Origin of the sequence: Shewanella bicestrii (assembly GCF_002216875.1) — a bacterium.
Taxonomy (GTDB): Bacteria; Pseudomonadota; Gammaproteobacteria; order Enterobacterales; family Shewanellaceae; genus Shewanella; species Shewanella seohaensis.
The window spans coordinates 4017378-4042654 of record NZ_CP022358.1; the positions used below are offsets into that span (position 1 = coordinate 4017378).

Sequence of the window (25277 nt, forward strand, 5' to 3'; positions counted from 1 at the left end):
CATTCACTAATCACAGCAAGCGTTAACAATAAAACCCAGCTAAGTGAGTAGCCTAAATGACAAAAAATACCCGCCCCCCTTCAGCGCTTAAGACGGCGCTAAACACCACGATAGACAACGCCCCACGCCGCACCTTACTCAAAGCCATCGGCTGGACATTGGTCGCAAGTCCCTTGGTCGGCTTAGTCGGCTGCGGCTCGGAGTCCGAAGAAAGTACCAACGACAGTAGCAATAGCAACACGGATACCGGCTCAGGTGCCGATGTGACGACCCCGAGCGATTGGGCCAGTGGTGGCACCGCCAGCATGACGGTCAACTTCCCCGATACCAGCCTCTTCACCGCCAGTGGTGCCTGTGCCTTGGCATTAACCCAATCGGCGGTGGAAGGGCCATGCTATTTCCAAGTCGATAATCGGGATGATATTTCGGACGCAGAATCGGGTTTGCCTATGCAGATTTGTTTTCAAGTGATTGATAAAGATTGCAATCCATTAAGCGGATTAGAGGTGGAAGTCTGGCATTGTAATGTCGCTGGCGTTTACTCAGGCGACACCAGCGGCAGCGCGGATAAGAGCCGCTTTAACAGTGGCTACTGCACCGGAAACTCGAGCAAGGCCCTGCAATCCCAGTGGTTTAGGGGCACCCAAGTGACTGACAGCGAGGGGCGAGTAAATTTTAAATCCTGCTTTCCGGGCTGGTACTCGGGGCGCACTATCCATGTGCACTTTCGGATACGCAACAACAATAACGACCAGTTGGTCTCCCAACTGGGCTTTAGCGAGAGTTTGACGACCGAGATTTGCACCAGCCATCCCGAATATCTGACCCGTGGCCAGCAAGATACCAGCCTCAGTCGCGACAATATTTTTGGTAGCAATTACAGCGCGTTTCTATTTAATACCAGCCAAAATGACGATGGCTCACTCCTCGCGTGGCGCACACTCCAGTTGAATTAATCGTGTCGAAAGAACTAATTCGGTATGAATGATTAAGCATGATAGAAAAAGCGCATCTTTCGATGCGCTTTTTCCTGTCTAATCTTTGGGGAAAAGGGCTTATTTTCGCGCCATTAATCAGAGTCCAAGGTCTTTAAATGTTCGGCGATACGACCATAGATTAAGATCATCTCGGCGAGCGAGCCGACCTGCATGCCCCGCATGAGATTGGAACGGTGAATCTCGACCGTGCGCATAGCGATGCACAACGCATCGGCAATCTCCTGATTCTTAAAGCCTTTAGCGATAAGAGAGAGGATTTCCCGCTCCCGCGGCGTAAGCGCCAGATAGGTTTTTACATATTGATTATCTTGATAATGCGCCTTGGCATGTTCTAGCGCTTTGACTACCGCATCGGCCAACTTGGCGCCATCGGCGGGCTTTTGGAAAAAATCCACCGCCCCGAGTTTTAACGCCTCCACCGCCATGGGCACATCGCCATGACCAGTCAAATAAATCACCGCCAGCGGACTATTGTGCTGCACTAATTGCGCATGTAACTGCGACCCGCTAAGGCCCGGCATACGCACATCGACTAAGGCACAGCCCGGCTCGCTCAAGTCGATGGCGGTAAAAAACGCCTCGGCACTATCAAAATCGTGGATAGTCAGGCCATAGCTTTCGAGCATAAACCGCAGCGAGCGGCGCACCGACTCATCGTCATCGATTAAATACACGGGCAATTCGTGGCTCATGCTGGCGCTCCATCTAGCTTACGGGGTAAAGAAACCTGTGCTTGGCAGCCGCCACCGAGAGCGGTTTCTAGGCTAAAGCGGCCACCATGACTCTCGGCAATATCACGGCAGATCACCAGCCCCAGTCCTAATCCCTCGGACTTAGTCGAATAAAATGCCTGCATCAGCAGATTGGCATCCTCGGTCAGCCCTGTGCCATTGTCTGTCACCGTGAGCAGTATCTTACGCTCAAGATACCTAAGATCGATATCGATAGTGGGCAGATAAGGTTTTGCTGGGTCAAGCTCAGCCTGCTGACGCTGCACACAGGCATCGGCGGCATTCTTCAATAGGTTGAGCAGTAGCTGCTGCATGCCGACTTCATCTAAAGGCAATTGATAGGCTTCGCCACTGATATTGGTGGAAAGCTGGATCTGATGCTGCTCCAGCTCATAGGCGAGTAGCGGCGCAGTGTCGTTCACAAGCTGGTGCAAATATAAGGGTTGTTTAGAGACTGGCCGCTTTTTCAATAAGTTACGCAAACGGCTGATAATACTGTCGGCGCGGCTGACCTCTTGCTGAATTAAGTTCAGCACAGCTTGTAATTCTTCAGGACGGGTTCCACGCTGCAAACGCACCTCGGCGCCATGGCAATAATGGCCAATCGCCGCCAGCGGTTGATTGAGTTCATGGGATAGGCTCGCCCCTAACTCCCCGGCAATCGCGATGCGCTGGGCATGTTCCAACAGGGCACGGTTTTCACTGAGTTGTCGCTGGGTGTTTATCAACTCGCGGCCACGACGGCTAAAGCGATATTCGAGCCAGAAATGGTACACGTTGAGCAGCACTAAAATCGCCAACGCTAGCCAAGCCCAATGCTGATGCAGCTTCACCCATAGCCATGCTCGCTGCCACCATGGAGTTTGCAGGGGATGCATATCGAGATCTTTGAGCAGTTGATCAATCGCAAGTTGGCTCACGGCCGTGGTCCAACCCGCGGATTCGGCGGCTCTGGCAGCGGGACTGTCTTCGGGTAAGGCCAGTAGGGCTTGAGTCACCTGCTTGGCTAAGGTTTGTGTCGCACGATTGGTCTTAGCCATCGACCAGTTGGGATAGAGCCGACTCGACACTTGGCAATGAAACCCAACGGGCGCCTGATTATCGAGCACCCGATAATCCTTTATGTTAATCAAGCCTTCGGCCTGCATTTGCTCAAGTTGGCAGACGGGCACAATCGCCGCATCTAAGCCTAGAGCTTTAACGCTTGGTGCTTTACCGCTTGGCTCATCTGTAGCACTAAGCTCATTTGTCCCACCCTGCTGACCTGTACCGCCAAGCTGATACACCAGATTATCGAGTGGAAATCCTAAGGGAATGATATCTCCCACTAAATGGATTAAATCTATGCCCTTTAGCTGCGCCTCGTAGACCATAGTGAGATAACCACCGAAGGCATTTTTGGAGACTATACCAAGGCGCTTGCCCTTGAGATCCTTTAAGGTCTGATAGGGGGAATCGGCCCTGACCACCAGCGCCGACCCCACCTGCATGGCCGCACCATTATTGATAGGGCTTCGTAGGGTAGCGAGCCAAGACAGGGAATACTGCCGCGCCAGCATCACAGATTGTCCAGGGTTAGTGATTACAAAATCGAGGGCCTCGGTTTCAACCCCTCTGGCTAACTCTTCAAGGCTTAATGGATGTAACCTAAAGTAACTATTGGGAATTTGTGACTCAAGCCATCCCATCAGCGGTTGCCAACGATTGATGGTGCCCTTGTAGCCTCGAATGGCCAATACACCCACATCAACCACTTGATAGTTCGCGGCGTCATCCATCTGCTGCGCGGCAGGCGCTAAGCTTAATACACCAGTCTGCGCCATTTGAGCGACCGATTCCTCGGCCACCACACTCAAACTCAACAAACCAGCTAAGGCGATGATGAGCCTTACTTTCGATAGTCTGCCCCAGCTCCAGCCATTGCTTGAAACGGATACGACAGTTGATACGACAACACTCAACACTGTGCCCATACTCCTTAGCCCTAGGATTGCATCCATTTTGTTGCTAAATCATAAACCCTATGTTTTGAGAGGTCATTCTAACTGATATTTGTTGCGCTAGATCAAGTCCCTATCCGATATGTGGAAAACCACTATAGAGATGCCACCCCGCCTTTTACAGAATGCGCCTAACGCTAAACCTTAAGTCTTTCGACCCGTTTTATCTGTAAGAGTGAAGGAAATTCCTATGGACAAGAGTAAACGTCAGTTTCTCGGAAAAATGGCCAGTGTGAGCGTCGGCGCCGCGCTCATTCCCGTCGTGCAAGTGCAAGCCCAACCGACTCAAACTGCAGCTACGGGCAAACGCTACGGCATGGTAATTGACCTGCGTCGCTGTGTCGGCTGTCAGGCCTGTACCGTGGCGTGCACCTTCGAAAACCTGCCGCCCTTGGGGCAATTTCGTACCACAGTGCAGCAGTACGAAGTGTCGCAACAGGATGCTGTTACGCCGCCCGCATTTTTGATGTTGCCAAGACTGTGTAATCACTGTGAAAACCCACCTTGCATCCCGATTTGCCCCACGGGTGCCACCTTCCAACGCCCTGATGGCATAGTGGTCGTCAACAACGAATGGTGCGTCGGTTGTGGCTATTGTGTACAAGCTTGCCCCTACGATGCCCGCTTTATCAACCATGAGACCAACACCGCCGATAAATGCACCTTCTGTGCCCACAGGCTAGAAGCAGGACTGTTACCCGCCTGTGTCGAAACCTGTGTCGGCGAAGCGAGGGTGATTGGCGATCTGAACGATCCTCACAGCCACATCAGCCAGCTACTCAAAGCAAATCAAGCGGATATCAAGGTGCTCAAGCCCGATGCCAACACAGCACCTAGAGTATTTTACATCGGCATGAACAGCGCCTTCGAACACAGGATCAGCGGCCAAGCCCCCGTTCGCACCCTACTGACAGACACTGGCGAGGAGATCCACCATGGTCATTAAAGAAATCTTTACCCCAGATATCGCCATCACTTGGCTACCCTGGGCGGTGCAATACTTCTTTTTGATGGGTTTGGCCTACGCCAGTGTGTGGGTGGCGACCATCCATTTATTTAGCGCGAAGCAAACCGATGCCAGACTGCTCAAGCTCTGCGCCTGTTTGATGCTTACCGCTGGCATAGTCGCGCCGATTGCGCTGCTTGCTGACCTGCACCAACCGCTGCGGGCATGGCATTTCTATGCCCAAATCAGACCGCATTCGTGGATGTCGTACGGCGCCTTTTTACTGCCGATATTTTCCGGTGCGAGTGCCCTTTTTGCTTGGCTATTACTGCGCCAATACTTGCCAACTAAAGCCTCGACACAAGGGGAGTCATCCCAAGATTGGGTGAGGCGTATTGCCCAACTTATCCGCCTAGGAGACTGGGATAGTGATAAATGGATCAAGCCAATTGCACTGATTGCTAGCCTAAGCGCCTGCAGTATTGCGCTTTACACCGGAATGGAGACCATGGCGATCAAAGCGCGGCCGCTCTGGCATACCTATTGGTTGCCGCCATTGATGGCGACCAGTGCCCTACTCGCCGCCTGCGGCACTCTCGCCCTGCTCAATCGTGTTTTGCACGGTTATCAAGCCAGCACCCAAGACAGGTTGCTGCAATGGGTCAGAGCAAGCTTTGGTCTCTTCGCCCTGTGTCTTATCGGCTGGGCCTTATTCGATAAAGGCTCTGCGCACGAAGCGGCGCTGTTATTAGACACCAGCCCAAGCTGGCAACTCGCCGCCATCTGGGTATTGGTCACCCTAGCCCTGCAGGCATTGGTATTAGCAGTGCGCCGCCTCCCCTCGGTATTGATGTTAGTCGTCAGTTTAACGGCGGTGCATCTGGCATGGGGATTTCGCTGGATTGTACTTATCCAAGCGCAAACCGACCCTAAATACGGCGCGGGCACTTATTTCTACCAACTGCCATGGGGGCCAGAGGGCCTATTGGGTATCGCTGGCACCTTCGGCCTCTGGCTCGCACTGATGGTATTAGTGTCTGAATTTATTCGCCATCAACCACGCTCAACTCAGTTGTCCTCTTGAGCCACAGCACCGTCCCTATTAAGAAAAGTTACCGCATTAAGGAGTCAGTAATGGATAAGAGTAAACGTCGTTTTATCAAAGGCGCAGCTGTGACGGGTGGCGTGGGATTATTTGCCGCAGGTTACAGCCATACCTTAGCGCAAATGGGCAAAGGGGTCGTGAATGGCAGTTCAGGCAAAACCACCCAAGATCCCATCCATGGCAATTCGCTAGCCCCTGAATATAAAGTGGATTTAACCTCAGGCCAGCTGATTGGCAACGATGAACAACGCATCGCCAATACCATGTGTCTCGGCTGCTGGACCAAGTGTGGCGTGCGCGCCCGTATCGATAATAAGACAGATAAAATCCTTCGCATCAGCGGTAATCCCTATCATCCGCTCTCGGCGCGGGAACATATCGACTTCGATACGCCGATCAAAACCGCCTTTGTGGGCTTGAGTGCTTATCAAGAGCAAGGCTTACAGGGACGTTCAACCGCCTGCGCCCGTGGTAATGCCATGTTGGAACAACTAGATAGCCCCTATCGCGTTACCCAATGCCTTAAACGGGTCGGGCCACGCGGCAGTGGTCAATGGCAAAGCATTAGTTTCGAGCAACTGCTGACCGAGGTCGTCGATGGCGGTGACTTATTTGGCGAAGGCCATGTCGAAGGCTTAAGAGCGATTCGCGATATCAGCACGCCACTCGATGCCAATAATCCTGAGTATGGCCCCAAGGCTAACCAGCTATTGGTGTCGAACGCTTCGGATGAGGGCCGAGACGTCATCATTAAACGCTTTACCTTCAATAGTTTCGGTACACGAAATTTTGCCAACCACGGCGCCTATTGCGGCTTTACCTATCGCGCAGGTGCAGGTGCCCTGCTCGACGATTTAAAAAAGTACGCTCACCTTAAGCCCGATTGGGACAATAGCGAGTTTCTGCTGTTTATCGGCACCTCGCCGCAACAGTCGGGCAATCCTTTTAAACGCCAAGCGCGGCAGTTGGCCAACGCTCGGGTCGACGGGCGAGAATTCAGTTATGTGGTGGTGTCGCCCATGTTGCCCAACACCTCAAACCAAGCCTGCGCGGGCAACAATACTTGGCTGCCCATTCGCCCCGCAACCGACTCCGCCCTCGCCATGGGCATGCTGCGCTGGATTATCGATAACCAGCGCTACGCCAGTGCATTTTTAACCGCACCCAATGCCGAGGCGGCGAAAGCTGCGGGTTATCGCGGCTTTAGTAATGCCAGCTTCTTAATCATCAGCACGCCAAATCACCCCAGATACGGCCAATATTTGTATGCCAGTGATCTCGGCTTGCCCTTCGAAGGTAAAGCCTACAGCGAGCAGGATTCACCACTGGTTGTCGATGCCGCCACAGGGCAGATCCTACCAGCCGGACAATGCGCCAAGGCGCAACTTGAGGTGGAACAAAGCGTAACAACGCCAAAGGGCGAGCTGAGCGTGAAATCGAGTTTTCAGCTGCTCAGTGAAGCCGCGCGCATCGTCGAGATGGCCGACTACGCCAAGGAGTGCGATATCAGCGAGGCGCAAATTGCTGCCCTCGCCCACAAGTTTACTAGCCACGGCACTAAGGCGGCGGTGATCTCCCACGGCGGCACCATGAGCGCCAACGGTTTTTACAGCGCATGGGCGATCATGATGCTCAACGCCATGATAGGTAACCTAAATCTTAAGGGCGGTGCAATGGCTAAGGGCGGCACCTTCCCCGCCTTTGGGGCTGGTCCAAGGTACAATTTGCAGGAGTTTGACGGCATGGTCGAACCTAAGGGCGTATTCCTTTCCCGCTCTAAGTTCCCCTACGAGAAAACCTCTGAATACCGCCGTAAAGTCGAGGCGGGAGAGTCGCCCTATCCGTCGAAGGAGCCTTGGTTCCCCATCTCATCGCCCCTGCTCGGTGAGCACTTGACTGCGGCGGTGCATGGTTATCCCTATCGACTCAAGGCGTGGATCAACCATATGGGTAATCCGATTTATGGTCAGGCGGGTCTCGGCGAAGCCATTGGTGCACAATTAAAAGATCCCAAAGTATTACCGCTATTTATCAGCATCGACAGCTTTATCAATGAGACCTCGGCGCTGTCGGACTACATAGTGCCCGACACCTTAACCTATGAATCTTGGGGCTGGAGCGCCGCTTGGCATGGCACGCTCACCAAAGAAGCCACCGGGCGCTGGCCAATTGTCGAGCCGAGGGTCGCCAAAACCGCCGATGGCGATGTGATTTGTATGGAATCCTTCCTTAGCCAAGTGGCGATAAAGCTCAATCTGCCCGGCTTTGGCGCCAATGCGGTCAAGGCCGCCGATGGCAGTTTGCATCCCCTGAGCCGCGCGGCCGATTTCTCGCTCTACGGCGCGGCAAACGTGGCTTACCTTGGTAAACCCGTTGCCGATATCAATGCCGAAGATATGTACTTCAGTAGTGTTGGGCGCATTCAAGCGGAACTCAATGCCAGACTCAAACCCGAAGAGGCCAAAAAAGTCAGTTACTTATTTGCCCGTGGCGGCCGCTTTGAGAATATCAGCGCGGGACGCGATGAGGCGGGCAACCCCAGCAAGGTTTGGCCAAAACCTTTAATGTTGTGGAACCCAGAGGTCGGCAGTCGGCGCAATAGCTTAAGCGGTGAATATATGAGCGGCTGTCCACGGCGTTATCACCCTGCGCTCGCCAACAGCACGCCCTTGGAGCAAGCATTCGATAAGTCACAGTGGCCGCTGCTGATCAGCAGTTATAAGTCGCATACCATGAGTTCGATGAGCATAGGTTCGGACCGTTTACGCCAGGTGCACCCCAATAATCCGGTGCGCATCAATGAGCAAACCGCCGCACGTTTTGGCATCAAGACCGGAGATACGGTCAAGATCAGCACGCCTAATGGCAGTGTGGTGGCCTTGGTGGAATGTGTGGCGGGCGTGCATCCAGACTGCATTGCCATCGAACACGGTTATGGCCATAAGGAGTTAGGCGCGCGGGACATAATCATCGATGATAAAAAGATTGCCGCCAATCTGCTGATCCGCGTCGGGGTCAATATGAACGACTTGAATCTGTTCGATCCAAGCCGCCATGGGCGCTATCCGCTGGTGGACTGGGCCAGCGGCGCATCGGCGCGGCAAGGACTGCCCGCCAAGATAGAGAAAATCGCTTAACCTAGGCTCGCCATCCAAGGCGCTTGCAGCGGCGCCTTGGATAAATAACCCGCCTTTGAAGCGCGACACATGTCGCTCTTTTTTATCCTCAGCGTGATCTTATTTTGACGATAATTGGTATCTATCTCGCAGCATTAAGTTTCGTTGAAATACCTCTTACGAGTAAAATCATGGCTATAGTTACACTATATTGCACTATGCCGAACGCTAAGAGCCTAATGCTATGTGCCTAATGCTCAGCTTAGGCTATTAACGCCGTCTTTGAGTTAACCCACTCATCAGGAGTATTCAGTGTTTAATTCTTCACTACGTAAAGACCTCGCAGAAAGCGAAACCAAACGCAGGGAAGCCGAGGCCGTTGTCGATTCAATCAAGGCGAGTATCGCGACGATTGAGTTTACCCCCGATGGCATCATCCTCGATGCCAATCCCCTGTTTTTGAAGGCTGTAGGCTACTCACTGGACGAGATTGTCGGTAAACACCATAAATTATTTTGCGCCGCAGACTATGTAAATACCTCTGAGTATCAACAGTTTTGGCGCGAATTAAAACAAGGACTGGCGAAGGAAGGCAAATTCCCCCGCGTACACAAGAATGGTCAAGAGATCTGGCTCAGGGCGACCTATTTTCCCATCAAGCAGGATGGCAAAATCACTAAGATCATGAAAACTGCGGCGGTGATCACCGAGGATAAATACCAGCTAGATGCTCAGGCGGCGCTATTTGCCGCCCTGCAAAAATCCCAGGCGATCATCGAGTTCAGCCCCGAGGGTAATATCCTCAATGCCAATGCTAACTTCCTCAGAACCATGGGGTATAGCAAGGAGCAACTGCAGGGTAAGCATCACCGCCTGTTCTGCTTCGATAACTTCTATCAGGATAATCCGCATTTTTGGGATGACCTGCGACGCGGGCAATACAAGAAAGGCCTATTCCAACGTAAAAATGCCTACGGGGATTCGATTTGGCTTGAGGCCGTTTACAACCCTGTGATGGATGATCACGGCAAAGTGGTAAAGGTGATCAAGTTTGCCAGCGACATTACCCAGAGAATTATCAAGAGCCATGCGATTCGGGATGCGGCCAATATCGCCCATGCCACCTCGCAGAGCACGGTGGAACAGGCTAACCGCGGCGTGCAGTTACTCGATGCGACGGTAAACACCTCAAACGCGATTGCGGCGCAGACCAATAAAACCACTGAGTCTATGTTGAAGCTCAACGAGCAATCCCAAAGTATTCAAGCAATTGTGGCAACAATCAGTGCGATTGCCGATCAAACCAATCTACTGGCCCTCAACGCCGCCATCGAAGCTGCCCGCGCGGGCGAACAAGGCCGAGGCTTTGCAGTGGTGGCCGATGAGGTGCGCCAGTTAGCGGCGAGAACCAGTAAATCGACCGGCGAAATCGCCGCTGTGGTTGATAAGAACAGCCAACTGACCGCCAGCGCCACCAGCATGATGAATGAGGTTGAGCGCATCGCCGAGGAAGGCAAACAGCAATTAGCAGAAGTCACCGCCGTAATGGGCGATATTCGCACCGGCGCGGAGAATGTCGCCGAGACAGTCTCGCAACTTTCTATTGATTAACCCATTTTGGCCAAGCGTTAAGGGATAAGCGTGATGCTTAACCTAAAGGCTAAATTGCATGGCTGAGTTAATAAGTGAAGTATGAAAACTGCTGGGAAGCGAGGTTAGCAGGCTTAAGCGGCAAGAATGAGCAAGCTTAAGCGATTAGAAAGTTAAGTTAGCAAGCTTCAATGGTTAGACAGTTAAGTTGTAGAGCCAAGCTAAACCCTTGGGATTACGGGCTTTAAAGCAGTTGTTATTCCAAGTGTTTTGAATTGAGTCTTAGCCGTTATCGGCGCCTTGGTTTTCCCTCGGCGCCTTACTTACCAAATCACTCAGGTTTTACTCGAAATAGTTCTGACTCGAAACATGTCGACTCAAAATACCGCTTAAAAATCGGTTTTGCGCCCTTCATAGGCGGCGCACATTTGTTGCATTTGCGCCTCTTCGTAGGGGCGCAGGCCACTCATGACTAAGGTTTTAATCCCTGTGCCAACGAGGGTATCGCCGCTATGCAGCTCAAAGTGCAGCGTCACATCGCCACGCTTACCATCAATTTTAAGCTCTTGTTGTACAAGCGATAACTTCACTTCCACAAAGTCGAGGCTGGTTAAGTCGAATGACATGCTCTCGTAGATCACTAAGGGACGCTCGGGGTTAATCATCACTTGATGCTGTTTCATCAAAGGCACCAAGATATCGATAAAATTGTGTCCCGAAAACGCCACATAGTTGCGAATAAAGGATTCGGTTTGCGCGTCGCAGCGACTCACATCGCCATGACGACTCACCTGCAAATAGGTTTTTTCGCGGTTATCGCAAATCGAAAAACTGTCGCTCACCTGCTCGGGAAATTGCAGCTCGACGCCATCACCGACCATGCCAGCAAAGGTAAACTTCATGTTCTGGCTTAAACCGTACTGGGTTAAGACGAGGGCAAACAGCAAGTCGCCGGGCACACAAAAGCGCTTAGCACCCACATCGTGGATAGGGTTAAAGTCTTGGGCGATTTTCTTGGCGAAGTCACTGGCTTGTTGTGCAGAAACAGAAATTGATTGATTTTGCTTAGAAAAATACGGCGATAGGAACATATAAACTCGATCTTAACTGGCTCAATATTGGGCGAATAACAAAGGTGCAACGAGTCTACCTCAGTTTCGGCATTTCACTCACCCGATGACTTATCCTCTTAGGGTAACGAACAAAGTAACATCTGACTTACATTTGTAAAGATAAAGAATTTTAAGTTGGTTTTAAGTTAATAAAACTAAGCTCCGCGGCCGCAAACGAGAACAATTCCTGTTTGCAAAAAAAATAAAGACAAGCACCATGTCCGATTCGGAGAGCCCAATGACCCAACTTAGCCCAATGCGCCTTACCTTATTGGCCTGCGCATTAACTACCGCCTTCAATGCCCAAGCCAATTCGCCCACCCAAGCCCCCGCAAAAATAGAACAGATCAGTATTTTCGGCAGTAAAAATCCCCTCGATACCACACCAGGTAGCGCCCATCAAATTACCGAAGCCGAATTAGAAACCTTTAAATATTCCGATATTATGCGCACCTTGGCCTCTGTGCCCGGCGTTTATATTCAAGAAGAAGATGGTTATGGCCTGCGCCCGAACATTGGTATGCGTGGCACGGGGCAGAATCGTTCTGAAAAGATTACCGTGATGGAAGATGGTGTTCTCGCCGCTCCCACCCCCTATGCCTCCCCAGCGGCTTACTACTTCCCCACCTCAGGTAGAATGCAATCGGTTGAAATACTTAAGGGAAGTTCAACGGTAAAGTATGGCCCACGCACCACGGGTGGGGTGATTAACATGCTGTCTCGGCAAATTCCTCAAGAGGCATTAGCCGGCAAAATTGATCTTGCCTTAGGCCAAGATGGCTTCGGTAAATTACACACCTATGCGGGCGGACAAGGCGAACGCATTGGCGCTGTGGCCGAGATTTATCGCTATCAAGCCGACGGATTTCGAGAGATAAACACGGTCGGCGGCGACACTGGCTTTACTAAAAATGATGCCTTAGCCAAGGTCAGAGTGAACACCGACAGCACGGCCGCATACCAGCAATCCCTTGAACTCAAATTGAAATTTGCCGATGAGACCTCTAACGAAACCTATATGGGTCTGACCGATGCGGATTATCAGGCCTCGCCCTATAGTCGCTATTCGGCCTCGCAAAAAGATCAGATGACCACAGAGCATAAGCAAGTGCTGCTCAACCATATTATCGATTTTAGCGACACGCTAAGCCTTAGCAGCATTGGCTATTACAATGATTTTCATCGAAATTGGTATAAGGCCGACAAGGTGGGTGGCGAGTCATTAAGTGGCAAAGGGATCCAAAATGCTGCCGACTTTGATGCGGGTCTGCTCTCTGAGCTTGAGGTCAATGTCAAAGCCAATAATCGCAGTTACCTCGCCCAAGGGATACAAACGGAACTCAATTGGTTACTCGGGGATCACGACCTCGCCTTTGGTCTTCGCTACCATGAAGATGAAATGGACAGATACCAATGGGCCGACAGTTATGCCATGGACGCCAACAGTGTCATGTTACGCACTAAGAGTGGTGTCCCGGGCACCGACTCTAACCGTGTCGATAGCGCCACGGCATTTGCGGCCTATGTGCAGGATAAAATCAGCCTAGACGCGCTCACCATTACCGCTGGCCTGCGCTGGGAAGATGTCGAAACCCAACGCCGCGATTGGGGTAAGAAGAATCCGGGCCGCGAGGGGAATCCCGATAAACAGGTTGAAAGCCAGTTCAATGCACTGCTGCCTTCGTTATCAGCAACTTACCAGATTAATGAGCAAGTATTACTTCTGGCTGGAGTACAAAAAGGCTTCTCGCCCGCCGCGCCCGGCAATGCTAAGGGGCAAGAAGAACAGAGCTGGAACTATGAGGCTGGCGTTCGCTACCATCAAGATGCATTTAATGCAGAGTTAATCGGTTTCTATAGTGATTACAGTAACATGCACGGCAATTGCACGGCGGCGCAGGGTTGTGATGACACTAAACTCGACAATCAGTACAACGCAGGCGAAGTAGAAGTTAAAGGCCTCGAACTCAGCCTCGCCCACGAGTTTAACCGCGCCGGAGCGATGAGTTTTCCAGTCAAGCTCGCCTACACCTACACGGATGCCGAGTTTGGCAATAGTTTCGAATCTGAGTTTGAAACTTGGGATAAGGTTGAGGCGGGTTACAAGTTAACCTATCTACCTGAAAACCAATTATATATTTCAGCAGGTGTGCAATCGCAACACTGGCAAATCACAGTGGCGGCACGTTATACCGATGAGATGCGAACAAAAGCAGGTGCAGGCGCTATTCCCGCAGATGAAGTGATTGAGGCCAAAACCTTAGTAGACTTGTCGGCGCGTTACTTTGTCACCCACAGTCAGGAAGTGTACTTAACCGTAGACAACCTCTTAGATGAAACCTATATGACGACGCGAGTACACGGCTCTATTTTTGCCGGAAAACCTCAAACGGTCACACTCGGTTACAGCTATAAATTTTAATCCCTCGTAAAACGAACAAGGGCAAACCCAGTTTGCCCTTGTAAATCATCGGTCAGCAATCACTGCGACTAAACTCGCTTAAATTCGCGCTTTAACTGAAAACTCTCGTCGGTCACCAGTTGTTCTAACACCTCTACCCGTTCGCGCAGTTTATCAAGCTCAATACGTAACAGTTGGTTTTCGGCCTGAAGCTTAGTACTGACCGAATTGCCGCGCTCGCGGATCTTCATAATCGCGACTGTATATCCGCCGACAATGGCAAAAATAGGGATAAGTAATGCAAGCGTTGCTGCGTTCATAACGGGTCCTTTTCGAATTTTTCTCTTAATCCAGTATGTGCAACATAACCTAAATGCACCAGTGACAAAAGTCATGAGTTGTCACCAAGCAGTTGAGCGGCTCTTTATCAAGTCCACGCTATTCCTTATCGAAACTATCCACCACAATCGCCCCCATAGAAGCGGGCATGGTAATCACGATAATCCGTTTAATGGAGGTCAGAGGATCATCAATAAAGGGCAGCTTATCGAGGCAAAGGAGCACCAAACTCACCACACAGGCACTAATCAGATAGGCCATAACAATCCGAAAAATAAATACCGGCAGGCGGTGACGAATGTTTTGTTGGAACACACTCTGGTAAGTAAATACCCCAAGGAACAGCAGCGACAAACTCAATAACATCAGCAGATTCAGTAGCGGCAAGGTCTCTCCGAGTTGCCATGCCTCCTCCGAAAACCCAATAGGCACAGCAAGCGCAAAGGCACCGACACAGACTTGAATCGCATCTTCAGTGTTAAAACGGTAGGTATCAAAGTTAAAGCTCATCTCGCCTCCCTGTAATTTCACGGCACATCATAGCCGCACATCGAATAAGCAAATCATAACCCGTAAAATATCACCCATTGTTGCTACTTTGGCTGCGCTTTTAATGCGTCGGATAGTATCTTAAAGGCTACGATAGCATGGCTGCCAGAAGCAGCCTTGAGGTGGACTGTCGTCTCGCTAATCACCATGGTTCTCCTGTTTAACATCGATGTCGCCTGTTTGTTTTGAAGGAACATTAGTAACTCGTTTGTGGACAGAAGAGTGTTAAATATTGAAAGACTTATATCATTGCTTGGTTATTGAATGCAGACCTTATTAACGGCGAACCATGGTATTTGCTCAACGACACGCAGCAAGTCCTTCCTTGGATGCTCGACCGCCCCGTCCATGGGGCGGACGGTCGTTTCGCTAATCACCATGGCTCACCTGTTTAGCATTAGCGTGGTCTGTAAGTTTTAAAGAAATATGAAGCATGCTTTGGGACAAAAGCATGTTAGATTCCCAACTCTAATTATTGAGTTTCGGATTAAAATTTCTATGGAGATAACGCCAACGTAACCGGCGCGACGGAGGAGCGTCCGGCGCCGCAGGGGCGTAGTTGACGTTTTTGTTAGGCATGTTGTCTATATCCGAATATTCAGAGGGAAGCTGATTTCACCTTCAGAGTACAGCTCACCCTCCTTGGTCAGCACCATACCGTTCCGAAGCCATAGATAGGAGGAGTCTCCCTCAGTGACGTCAAAATCCATCGCCAGTAGTGGAAAACCCAGTGCCATGTGTACATTAGCCAACTTTTCACCAACAGACACAATTTCAAGTAATAAGGTGCCATCAGCAGCTGAAATCACCTCGATTCTATGATGAGCTTCGAGGTCACGTAGCCAATTTAACATGCGGTCTTCCTGCATGAGTTCTAGCACGAAATATTCTGCTGGTTCACTAGTACCAATTGTAACGAGGCATGGCTGTAGTAAAATTCTATCGTTAGAAATAAACGTTAAGGTTTTATCAACGCCGTCAACAACGAACCAACCGGTGACATTCTGTACAACCTCACGTTTATCAATTCGTGATTTGATTTCAATAGATCCATCAATATTTTGCGCGTGAACAATGCCGTGACATTCTCGACATAGAAGAACACACTTATCAACCTCCTCAATTTGCTCAGTTGATAACGTTCTGTTCATCAGCGCCGAGTATTGAGGATGTTTTTCAGATGGATCTACATGGTGAAATTCGAACATACGGTTAAACGTGCCATAACGCGCCACCATTTCCTCAACGGATTTTCCACATTGAGAACAGCGATTACCTCGATACTTGTATAGTTGCGACCGGTTTACCATTTAATGCCCAACATCTATGGACACCCCATTTTTTGCAAGAAAAATCAACCGATAACAAATGTGGTTTTGCAGCCATCTATTCGGATTCCTTGTAAGAGACTAGCTCTTGATCCCCGATGAACTTCGCTGACTTGGCTCTAATCATTTTATCGTTTTCTAAGAAACGATGTTAGGCACAGAGTTTCCAAGTCACGGTCTAACCTGTCTTGTCATCACTTGCTTTCACTTAGCAAAACTGGATGTACTTTTATTTACTTAATAGGTTCGTCCTGCGCTAAAACTTTCTTCTTTGGCTAATATGGCCCAAGAGATACGAACCAGTTTATTTGCTAATGCCACTATCACTTTGTTTTTATGCATTCTCTTGAGCAACGAGGTTACCCATTCAAAGAACGGTTTTCCTTCTTTTAAATGCCTAATCACCGCTCTAGCACCATGGATAAACATGCGTCTTAAGTAGGTATCTCCTCGCTTACTGATACCTAGCAGTAGTGACTTACCTCCGCTAGAGTGCTGGCTTGGTACTAACCCCATCCAAGCGGATAACTGACGCCCTGATGAAAACGCTTTTGCATCACCAATACTGGCAATTAATGCGGATGATGTTAAGCGACCAACACCTGGGATCTGCCTTACTTTCTGACACTCATTACTGACTTCACTCGTGAGATCTATCTGCTTATCCAAATATTCTGCATACTGTTCGAGCTCCCTCAAACGTGTTTGCATTAAACTAATGTGCTCAACTAGCAGCTTTGGCAACTTATGCTCGACCAAGCTAAAACCTTCTCTAAACCATTTTCTTAGCTGAAATCTTCCAGCAGGAACACTAACACCAAATTCTTGAAGGCTTGCCCTGATTCTATTGATTAATGCAGTACGGTCTCTGATTACGCCTTCTCTTTCTCGATGAAGCAGCAATAAAGCTTGTTGCTCTTCACTTTTAACAGAAACAAATCGCATCGTGGGGCGACGAACCGCTTCGCAAATCGCTTCAGCATCAGCCATATCGTTCTTATTTGTTTTTACATAAGGCTTAACATACTGAGGTGGCATGAGTTTGACTTCATGACCCAGCTTTTTTATTTCTCGTGCCCAATAATGAGAACTAGAACAGGCTTCCATTCCAATCAGACAAGGAGCAATATTGCTCAAAAATTTAATGACTTGGTTTCTTCTTAGTGATCTATTAATCAGTTTTTTCCCTGTCTTATCAAACGCACATAATTGAAAAACAGACTTTGCTAGATCAATTCCGATTGTATAAATATCACTCATGGCGGTCTCCTTTTAAACTGACTTCCTCAGTATAGAAGGGGTGTCCATTTCATTATTTTATTAGTGCGCATGTGCGTTTACCAAACCTATTAACTAAATAGTGCACCAATAATGAAGCTATCTAAAGATTGGTAGATGCTATCAATACCTTAGTTACCTAGCTAAAAGAAGTGGTCATTCAGTGATTATTATTGAATCTTGAGTAATTCTTATCCTAATTGGCATTAGCATTACCCAAGCAATTTTTAGTACTCGCCTACCCAGCTATCTGAATTAACACTATTCAATTAGGCTCCAAAATCTTTCCTTCGAACCAGTGTTAACCATCCATTCTTGATAGGTTCTCTAGTTGGAATAACTTCACGATCAAGATCTCCTTTTAATGTTTCAAAAAGATCAACTGTAAATAACTTATTTCCAATATGCCAAGAATGTTCAAAAGTTCCAAAAGTAAAAGCTTGGTCATTTTTTTTAGTATTCGAATCATCCTTTAACTGCAGAAAATAGTTCGAACAATCAACATTGACAGCTTTATAAGGAAAATTATCAGGTAGACCTACGCGACCCACTCTAGGAGCAACGCCAAGTCGTTTAGCATTTGATAATTTTAAAACGGAGTCATGTTTATTTGAGTAATTTGTAAGTCGATAGCAATGTCTATATAGGGAGTCTGTAGAAGAATTACCCTCACCCATTGACCCTGAAGACACATCTGCAGCAATAAATACAATCTGGCTCACAGACCATGAGTTATTAGGTAGCGCGGTATCATCTGCATCATCAAATGCCTCTCGTATAACGTATGCTCCTGTGGAATGTCCTATAAGATGCATGTTAAGCGTACAATTAGGCTTCTGATGTGCAGAGAGAATCTTGATACCATCAGTGACAAGACGCATTGCGCTGGCTTTTGCATCATGCCTGTCCTCTACATAGTTAAGAGTTTTATCATTACTTGGCCAGCAAAATGTCATGACCGCCCCTTTAAAACCGATAGCTTTCAGATCGGTTTCTAAGCATTCGTGCCGTTTTGTTATTATTTCTAGATCATTATTATAACCATGAACAAAAACAAGCAAATCTCCTCGTTCGTGGTAATCTCGTCTAGAATCCGTATCCCAAGTTGCTGCTAACCTTAACTCTTTGACCCATTGAGTCCTTGCCATAGCATGCTCAGGCTTAGGAAGCTCCCCTTTAGGGACCTTTAGATATTTAGTAGGACCAGGTTCAGGAATGAAAAATCCATCTTTTGTTGCGCGAGTGCATAGAATGTAATTATGACTCATAGTTTTTCCTCCATATAAATAACGGTATTCCCTTACAACCCAACTACAAGGTGTATTAATAATCAGTGTATTGCAGAAAAGTACATCTGATTACTTAAATTCAGGCGTGTTTCCCACAAACAACTCTAGTTCAAATTGCGAATTTTACAACTTTTCGAAATTATAGTATTGAACTAACCTTCTTCGGAAGCTATATACATTTGAGGGAGCTAAATATCGACAATGGATATCATGCTGCGTAGAACAGGTTCCTTCGTTCAGTCGCAGTTTGAGAATGTAATATCACCGATAACGAAGAAATCAGCTCATCAATGTTTGAAACTTAATGAGCTTGGTGCGCATGTTCAAACTATGGTTGCTAATGACATAATAGTTGGAGCAGTCAGTCTTTGACATTACAAAAATTTTGCCTTGTGAATTAGTTATAACCGACAAGCTCACAGTGTTCGTACCGCCGAATGGGGCAAAAACGCGTTAATTTTTACTCTAAGTCGTTGGCTTTAGACTTTTATGGATAACACCCAAAATTTAGGGTAAGAATATGAGCCGTATTCACCATGCGGCCCCATATTTTGTCCCTGCGTCGAAGGGAGTGACTAGATCAGATTGTTAGCTTTTGGCTGGTCCCAAATAATCAAACAAGCGGTTCCTTTGCTCTTTATTTAACGCGTAGTAACTAAACTCTATATGTTCGCCGTTAGCCTCTAATAGCTGTATTTTCTTTGGATACTGCGAGGTAACTTTATAGCCACAATATGAAGCTTTATCTATCTTCTGGACTTCTTCATAGGTCGAAACAAGAATTTTCTGGTCGTCTATTATGATTGAAAATGAATCAATTTTTGAATTCCCAGTATTGAAGATAAGTAACCATACGGGAATGAGAATATTCAAAGCTAGAAAAGCAATAAACATTAGCAAAAAAGTATATTGATCACTTTTTGAACCAACGATGGTGAGTAATCCTAATTGTGGGAGGAGTAGTGTCAACGCAGTCTTATAGAGCCTGTCGAGAATGCTCTGCAAATTTGTTTGTTTTAAATCCATTTATACATACCAGAAGCTAACGTCTTATTAGTGCGTATGCGCGTTTATCCGTGAGAACACTGGAAACGCGCACTGTGAACTATTTTTTGAAAATAAGCGTTTAGATTGGTGTTGAGATGCAGTTTAATGCGTCGATAAGTAGCTTATTGACTCAATCAACGCAGCCTGATTAAGTGCGATACAACACCTTCACTACATGCCAACCAAACTTGGTTTTAACGAGATGTGGCACCAGCAGTTCACCGGAAAAAGCGACTTTATCGAACTGCGGCACCATCTGCCCACGCTTGAATTCACCGAGATCGCCGCCCTTTTTCGCCGACGGACATGAGGAATAGCGCTTGGCTAACGCGCCAAAATTCGCGCCTTTATTCAATTGCTTAATAATATCTTCCGCCTGCTCTTTGTGTTTAACAAGGATATGCACTGCGGCTGCGGTTTTATACATCTGGTACTCTCTTTTTAAAAGACAGCGGTGCCATTTTGCGGCACCGCTGTTATCGCTTTACCTATCAAGAATAAGTATTACTGACCTAAAATCTTCTGCCACCACTGCAACGGCTCACCGCAGTTTTTCGCAGGATTATAGGTACCTCTAAGGGCTGGCAATGCCTCGGTATTGCGGCATCCCGCCTCCTTAGCTTCACCGGTATCACGGTCAAAGTAACCTTGGATCACACCCGTTGGCGGAATCGAGCGCAGCCCAATCGGTGGACGCTCCTTCAAGAAGGCTTGATACACCGCCATGGCGCCACTGCTACCGTAGAGGCTGGTCTTGCCGTTATCGTCGCGTCCGACCCAAATCGCCGCGACGTTACGCTCGTCAAAACCGGCGAACCAAGAGTCACGGCTATCGTTACTGGTACCGGTTTTACCCGCCAGAGCAACGCCTGGGAAGGCATTGCCTAAGCGCGTTGCCGTACCCGAGCGTACCACTTGCTGCATGGCATATTGCACCAAGAAATCAGTATCCGGCGTAATAGCTTGCTCCTTCGGTGAGCGAGTCACTGGTAACGGCTGATTGTGACTGTCGAGCACCGCCGTCACTGTAGTGAGTTTGCGATAGGCACCATAATCGGCCAGCGTTTGATAAACCTGCGCCACCATTAACGGCGAGCCATTCACGGCGCCCAGTAGCATAGACGGGTATTCGTTAAGCGGCTCTTGCCAGCCAGATTTCGCCAGCGTGGTTGCCACTGCATCCACACCCACGGCAATCCCGAGGTTCACCGTAGGTACGTTCATCGACTTTTTCAGTGCCGTTAACAAGGAGACTTGTCCGCTAAACTTCTTATCAAAGTTCTGCGGTGACCAGGTTTTGCCCTGCTCATTCTTTAGGGTAATCGGCTGATCTTTAAGTGGCGAAGCCAAGGTAAACTGGCTATTCGGTGCCAATGCGGTCGCATACACGAATGGTTTGATGAGCGAGCCTATGGGTCTACGGATCTCAACCGCGCGGTTATAGCCATCAAAGCCAGGCGTCTTATCACCCACCATAGCTGCGATACCGCCAGTGTATTTGTCCGTCACGACCATACCAATCTGCAACGACTTATTGCCTTTATCTAAGCTCTTAAAGGTTTGAGTCACGGCGATTTCGGCGGCTTCCTGCGCCATTGGATCGAGTGTGGTGTAAATCTTCACCCCAGATTGCTTTAATAACGCATCGCCATAACGCTCGTTAAGCTCTTGTTTAACCAAGGCATAAAACGCAGGTAGCTTTTGATGCACGGGTTTATTGGGATTACGCAAGCCTAGTGGCGACTCTACCGCAACCTTGTATTGCGCAGTGCTCAGCTCACCCGACTCCATCAAGAGACGCAGTACTAAATCGCGACGCTCTTGGCTGCGCTCAGGATAACGCCATGGGTTGTAATAGGAAGGCCCCTTAATCGCCGCCACTAAAAACGCTTGCTGCGCCGTGGTTAGCTCGCCGATGGGACGACCAAAATAGAACTGTGAAGCCAGCCCCATCCCATGCACGGCGCGGGATTTATCTTGCCCCATATACACTTCGTTGAGGTAGGCCTCGAGGATTTCTTCCTTGCTGTAACGAAAATCGATAATCACCGCCATTAAGGCTTCGCGAATTTTACGCAGCAAAGAGCGCTCGCTCGAGAGGAAGAAGTTTTTCGCCAACTGCTGGGTCAGTGTCGAGCCGCCCTGTACGGTACGACCCGCACTGATATTCACAAAAGCGGCGCGCAGAATCGCGAAGGGGTTGACCCCATGGTGCTCGTAAAAACTGCGGTCTTCCACCAGCAGCAAGGCTTTTACAATCGCCTTAGGCATTTCTTCTGTGGGGACAAACAATCTGTCTTCGCCGTCACCCGCAATAATGCGGTCGAGCAATACGGGTTCTAAATGGAATACCGCCAACTGGCGCTTATCTGACATACGCGCAATCGAGCTGATCCCATCGCTGTCGAAGCTAATCATCACCCGCTGCTCAGCCTGATCGCCCTCAGGATGTAAGAAGGGACGACGCCATAATTCGATTTTGGTGCTGGATGCCGAGAACTCACCCACCTCACGGGGATTGGCGACTTTGCGATAACCTAAGAGTTTGAGTTCGGCCATTAACTGTGGATGACTCACGGCTGCGCCGGGATATAAGGCCATCGAGCGGCTAAATACCTGTGCGGGTAAGTGCCATTTTTGCCCCTCAAACTTACGGGCAATAATTTGATCGAGGTAAATACTGTAGAAGGTCACAACGGCTAGGCCGATTAAGGCTAGTTTCCAAGTGAGCGACCAAATTTGCCCAAACAGGCCACGGCTGCGCTTCGCTTTCGCTTTTTTTGTCGTCTTAGTTGTCATATCTACTTCATCATTTATGCGTTAACGGCATCAGTCACAGGCACAACACAAGGTTGTAAATCAAAGCAGTCTAAAGGCTATGACTGAGATAAACCTAAGGTTTTCTTCTTGGTAAATTTTGTGGGCTGCGTATTGGCGGGGTCGTCCGGCCACAGGTGTTTAGGATAACGCCCACGCATTTCTTTTTTTACTTCCACATAGGGCCCTTGCCAAAAACTGGCGAGATCCGCCGTCAGCGCCAAGGGGCGCTGCGCCGGTGACAGCAATTCCATCGTCACCTTCAGCTTACCTTGGCCCAGTAGCGGGCTGTCTGCCATGCCAAAGGTTTCCTGCAAACGTACCCGCAGCAAGGCTCGCCCCGAAGCATCGTACAATATCGGCGCGAAGGTGCCCGTGGCTAACGGCCATGAGGTGGGCAGCAGCGCATCGAGTGCCTGTTGCTGTGACCAAGTTAATTGGTTTACCAGCAAACTAAAGCAATCGAGTTTTTGTAATTGCGGCAGATTATTCACATTTTCAAGGTAGGGCGCCAGCCATGTTTCAAGGTTTGCCAGCAGCGCGGTATCGCTCATATCCGGCCAATCAGCATTCGGATCTAAATCGCGCGCTAACTGTAATCGAGCCTGAAACTGCGCTAAGTTATAGTGCCAATTGAGGATTTGTAACCCCTGCTGGCGAATGTAACTCAGTAATGCCGCCACAATTTGGCCGCGATTCGGATTAGCGATAGCCTCTGATTTCAGTAAAATCTGCCCGACTTTGGTTTGGCGTTCGGCCACCGCGCGGCCTTTAGCTTCGTCCCAGCCGCATTGGTCATAACGCTCCACCAACTCGGCCAACTCCTCATCGAACTGACTTGGCGATAATGGACTAGCGAGATAAATCCGCCCGGCATTCTTGCCTTCGGTTTCTTGAAAATCTGCCACCACCAACCAAGGCGTTTGCGCTAAGGCATCTTCGGCGTTGAGCACCACGCCCGTTCCATTGGCCAATTGATACCCCTCAACGCCACGGGATTTGGCAATCCGGTCGGGATAAGCCAGCGCCAACAGCAAACCGACATCCTGATGATGGGAATGGGAGGCGACGGCCACTAAATCGGCCTGAGTACATTGCTTATCTAGCGCCAGCTTTTTAAGCCATTGTTTGGCCTGCTGCCCCGCACTGCCTTGGGTGGCAAAGTGCAAATAATTCATAATATCGGCGCCTTTGCGCGGCAATCCCCGCGCCTCTAAAATCCCCGCCAGTAAACAGGCTAAGGCCGCCAGTTGATGTTCGTCACGAGATTTGGCCACCAATAACATATGGGCGAGGCGCGGATGACACCCCAGCTCATAGGCCGCTTTGCCATGCGCCGTTAGCTTGTTTTGTTCATCGACCATGCCTAAACGCTGAAGCAGTTGCCAAGCTAATGCCTCGTTCACCGTGGGCGGCGCAGTCAATAACAGTAAGTCGCTGAAGGATTTCGCGCCCCAGTAGGCACAGTCGTGGGCCATGGCGACTAAGTCGGCTTGGCTGATTTCGGGTTCATCGGCCTTGAACAGACGTTGATGCTCCTCTTGGCCCCATAAACGGATACACTCGCCCGCCGCCAAACGCCCCGCACGGCCAGCACGCTGGGTTGCCGAGGCTTGGCTGATGCGCTTAAGGCTTAAACGTGTCACCCCAGTTTTAGGATTAAAACTGGCTTGGCGTTTATAACCGCTGTCGATAACAAGGCCAATGCCCTCGATGGTCAGGCTCGACTCGGCCACGTTAGTGGAGAGCACTATTTTGCGCCTGCTGCTGTCGGCCTTTATCGCCCTGTCTTGTTCCTGCGCCGATAGCTCGCCATAGAGTGGGCACACTGCCACACTGCTGCTATCGAGGCGCTCTTCTAGATACTGCGCCACTCGGAGGATTTCGGCTTTACCGGGCAAAAACACCAAAATATCCTGCGGGCCCTTATCGCCTACGGATGTCGCGGCATCGAGCACAACACGGCTCAGATGATCGAGCCAATGCTGCTGCCCTGCAACGGGGCGATAGCGAATGTCGACCGGGAAACTGCGCCCTTCACTCTGTAGCAGAGCGGCATCGGGCATCAACTCGGCCAATGTCAGGCCAGATAAGGTTGCCGACATGGCGAGGATTTTTAAGTCATCCCGCAGCGAGCTTTGCACTTCGAGCGCCAAGGCTAAACCGAGATCAGTGGTCAAATGCCGCTCGTGGATCTCGTCGAAAATGATCATCTCGATGCCTGTTAATTCAGGATCTTGCTGGATCATGCGAGTTAAAATCCCCTCGGTGACAATCTCAAGTCGAGTTTCACCACTGACCTTTGACTCGCCGCGCACGCGATAACCTACCTCTTGCCCTACCGCCTGTTGCCGACAACTGGCAATAAATTGCGCCACGCTACGGGCAGCAACACGTCGAGGTTCCAGCATTAAAATCCGCCCAGAAATCTCAGGCCAATCCAGCATGGCTAAGGGCAATGCGGTCGATTTACCCGCCCCCGTTGGCGCTTCGAGGATAACTTGCGCATGTTTCGCAAAGGCATCGCGCAGGGATGGCAATAAGGAATGAATGGGTAGATTGTTCAATGCAACAGTATCAACAGGGAAAAATGATGGGGAAGTTTAACATAGGCCTTAGGCAGTGTCCCTC

At 49.4% G+C, this 25277-nt stretch carries 18 protein-coding genes; 6 read left to right on the forward strand and 12 right to left on the reverse strand.

Annotation, left to right across the window (positions count from 1 at the left end; translation table 11 throughout):
• Nucleotides 1-56: 56 nt before the first annotated feature.
• Complete coding sequence (locus CF168_RS17625; protein WP_089068499.1) at nucleotides 57-956, forward strand: intradiol ring-cleavage dioxygenase; 900 nt, start codon at nucleotides 57-59, stop codon at nucleotides 954-956.
• Nucleotides 957-1069: 113 nt separating this feature from the next.
• Here CF168_RS17625 and CF168_RS17630 read toward each other — a convergent pair whose 3' ends face one another.
• Together CF168_RS17630 and CF168_RS17635 are read right to left on the reverse strand one after the other, a co-directional pair.
• Nucleotides 1070-1690 carry a response regulator transcription factor gene (locus tag CF168_RS17630; protein ID WP_089068500.1) on the reverse strand — a complete coding sequence of 207 codons (621 nt, stop codon included), beginning with the start codon at nucleotides 1688-1690 and terminating at the stop codon, nucleotides 1070-1072.
• Nucleotides 1687-3702 carry a sensor histidine kinase gene (locus tag CF168_RS17635; protein WP_240520038.1) on the reverse strand — a complete coding sequence of 672 codons (2016 nt, stop codon included), beginning with the start codon at nucleotides 3700-3702 and terminating at the stop codon, nucleotides 1687-1689. The genes CF168_RS17630 and CF168_RS17635 overlap by 4 nt, the downstream gene beginning before the upstream one ends.
• Before the next feature lie 217 nt (nucleotides 3703-3919).
• On the opposite strand from CF168_RS17635, the gene dsrO reads away from it, so the two are divergent.
• The 4 genes from dsrO to CF168_RS22665 all read left to right on the forward strand — a co-directional run bounded on the left by dsrO (nucleotide 3920) and on the right by CF168_RS22665 (nucleotide 10507).
• Nucleotides 3920-4675: a sulfate reduction electron transfer complex DsrMKJOP subunit DsrO gene (dsrO, locus tag CF168_RS17640; protein ID WP_089068501.1), complete on the forward strand. Its 756-nt coding sequence runs from the start codon at nucleotides 3920-3922 to the stop codon at nucleotides 4673-4675.
• Nucleotides 4665-5759 (forward strand): NrfD/PsrC family molybdoenzyme membrane anchor subunit, encoded by a 1095-nt coding sequence (gene nrfD / locus CF168_RS17645; RefSeq protein ID WP_089068502.1) that lies wholly within the window; start codon nucleotides 4665-4667, stop codon nucleotides 5757-5759. Before dsrO ends, nrfD begins: the two co-directional genes overlap by 11 nt.
• A 50-nt stretch (nucleotides 5760-5809) precedes the next feature.
• Nucleotides 5810-8917, forward strand: coding sequence for a tetrathionate reductase subunit A (locus CF168_RS17650; RefSeq protein WP_089068503.1), 3108 nt, complete (start codon nucleotides 5810-5812; stop codon nucleotides 8915-8917).
• Nucleotides 8918-9208: 291 nt separating this feature from the next.
• On the forward strand, nucleotides 9209-10507 hold the full coding sequence (locus CF168_RS22665) for a methyl-accepting chemotaxis protein (protein WP_089068504.1): 1299 nt from the start codon (nucleotides 9209-9211) through the stop codon (nucleotides 10505-10507).
• Between the two features lie 368 nt (nucleotides 10508-10875).
• On the opposite strand, the gene CF168_RS17660 is transcribed toward CF168_RS22665, so the two are convergent.
• Nucleotides 10876-11577: a DUF3581 domain-containing protein gene (locus CF168_RS17660; protein WP_089068505.1), complete on the reverse strand. Its 702-nt coding sequence runs from the start codon at nucleotides 11575-11577 to the stop codon at nucleotides 10876-10878.
• Between the two features lie 259 nt (nucleotides 11578-11836).
• On the opposite strand from CF168_RS17660, the gene CF168_RS17665 reads away from it, so the two are divergent.
• A complete protein-coding gene (locus CF168_RS17665; protein WP_089068506.1) occupies nucleotides 11837-14020 on the forward strand; it encodes a TonB-dependent receptor family protein in 2184 nt (727 codons plus the stop codon).
• A gap of 68 nt (nucleotides 14021-14088) precedes the next feature.
• Here CF168_RS17665 and CF168_RS17670 read toward each other — a convergent pair whose 3' ends face one another.
• The 9 genes from CF168_RS17670 to hrpB all read right to left on the reverse strand — a co-directional run bounded on the left by CF168_RS17670 (nucleotide 14089) and on the right by hrpB (nucleotide 25213).
• Nucleotides 14089-14319: a hypothetical protein gene (locus CF168_RS17670; protein ID WP_011715813.1), complete on the reverse strand. Its 231-nt coding sequence runs from the start codon at nucleotides 14317-14319 to the stop codon at nucleotides 14089-14091.
• Nucleotides 14320-14437: 118 nt separating this feature from the next.
• Entirely contained in the window at nucleotides 14438-14848 is a 411-nt protein-coding gene (locus tag CF168_RS17675; RefSeq protein WP_011621427.1) for a DUF2391 family protein, read from the reverse strand.
• Nucleotides 14849-15471: 623 nt separating this feature from the next.
• Entirely contained in the window at nucleotides 15472-16125 is a 654-nt protein-coding gene (locus CF168_RS17680; RefSeq protein ID WP_157705981.1) for a hypothetical protein, read from the reverse strand.
• 327 nt (nucleotides 16126-16452) lie between these two features.
• On the reverse strand, nucleotides 16453-17475 hold the full coding sequence (locus CF168_RS17685; protein WP_089067897.1) for an IS110 family transposase: 1023 nt from the start codon (nucleotides 17473-17475) through the stop codon (nucleotides 16453-16455).
• Between the two features lie 287 nt (nucleotides 17476-17762).
• Nucleotides 17763-18761, reverse strand: coding sequence for an alpha/beta hydrolase (locus CF168_RS17690; RefSeq protein ID WP_089068508.1), 999 nt, complete (start codon nucleotides 18759-18761; stop codon nucleotides 17763-17765).
• Between the two features lie 609 nt (nucleotides 18762-19370).
• A complete protein-coding gene (locus CF168_RS17695; RefSeq protein WP_089068509.1) occupies nucleotides 19371-19808 on the reverse strand; it encodes a hypothetical protein in 438 nt (145 codons plus the stop codon).
• Nucleotides 19809-19977: 169 nt separating this feature from the next.
• Nucleotides 19978-20256: a peptidylprolyl isomerase gene (locus tag CF168_RS17700; RefSeq protein ID WP_011627235.1), complete on the reverse strand. Its 279-nt coding sequence runs from the start codon at nucleotides 20254-20256 to the stop codon at nucleotides 19978-19980.
• A gap of 77 nt (nucleotides 20257-20333) precedes the next feature.
• A complete protein-coding gene (mrcB, locus tag CF168_RS17705) occupies nucleotides 20334-22628 on the reverse strand; it encodes a penicillin-binding protein 1B (RefSeq protein WP_011715809.1) in 2295 nt (764 codons plus the stop codon).
• A gap of 77 nt (nucleotides 22629-22705) precedes the next feature.
• Nucleotides 22706-25213 (reverse strand): ATP-dependent helicase HrpB, encoded by a 2508-nt coding sequence (gene hrpB / locus CF168_RS17710; RefSeq protein WP_089068510.1) that lies wholly within the window; start codon nucleotides 25211-25213, stop codon nucleotides 22706-22708.
• Between the last annotated feature and the right edge of the window lie 64 nt (nucleotides 25214-25277).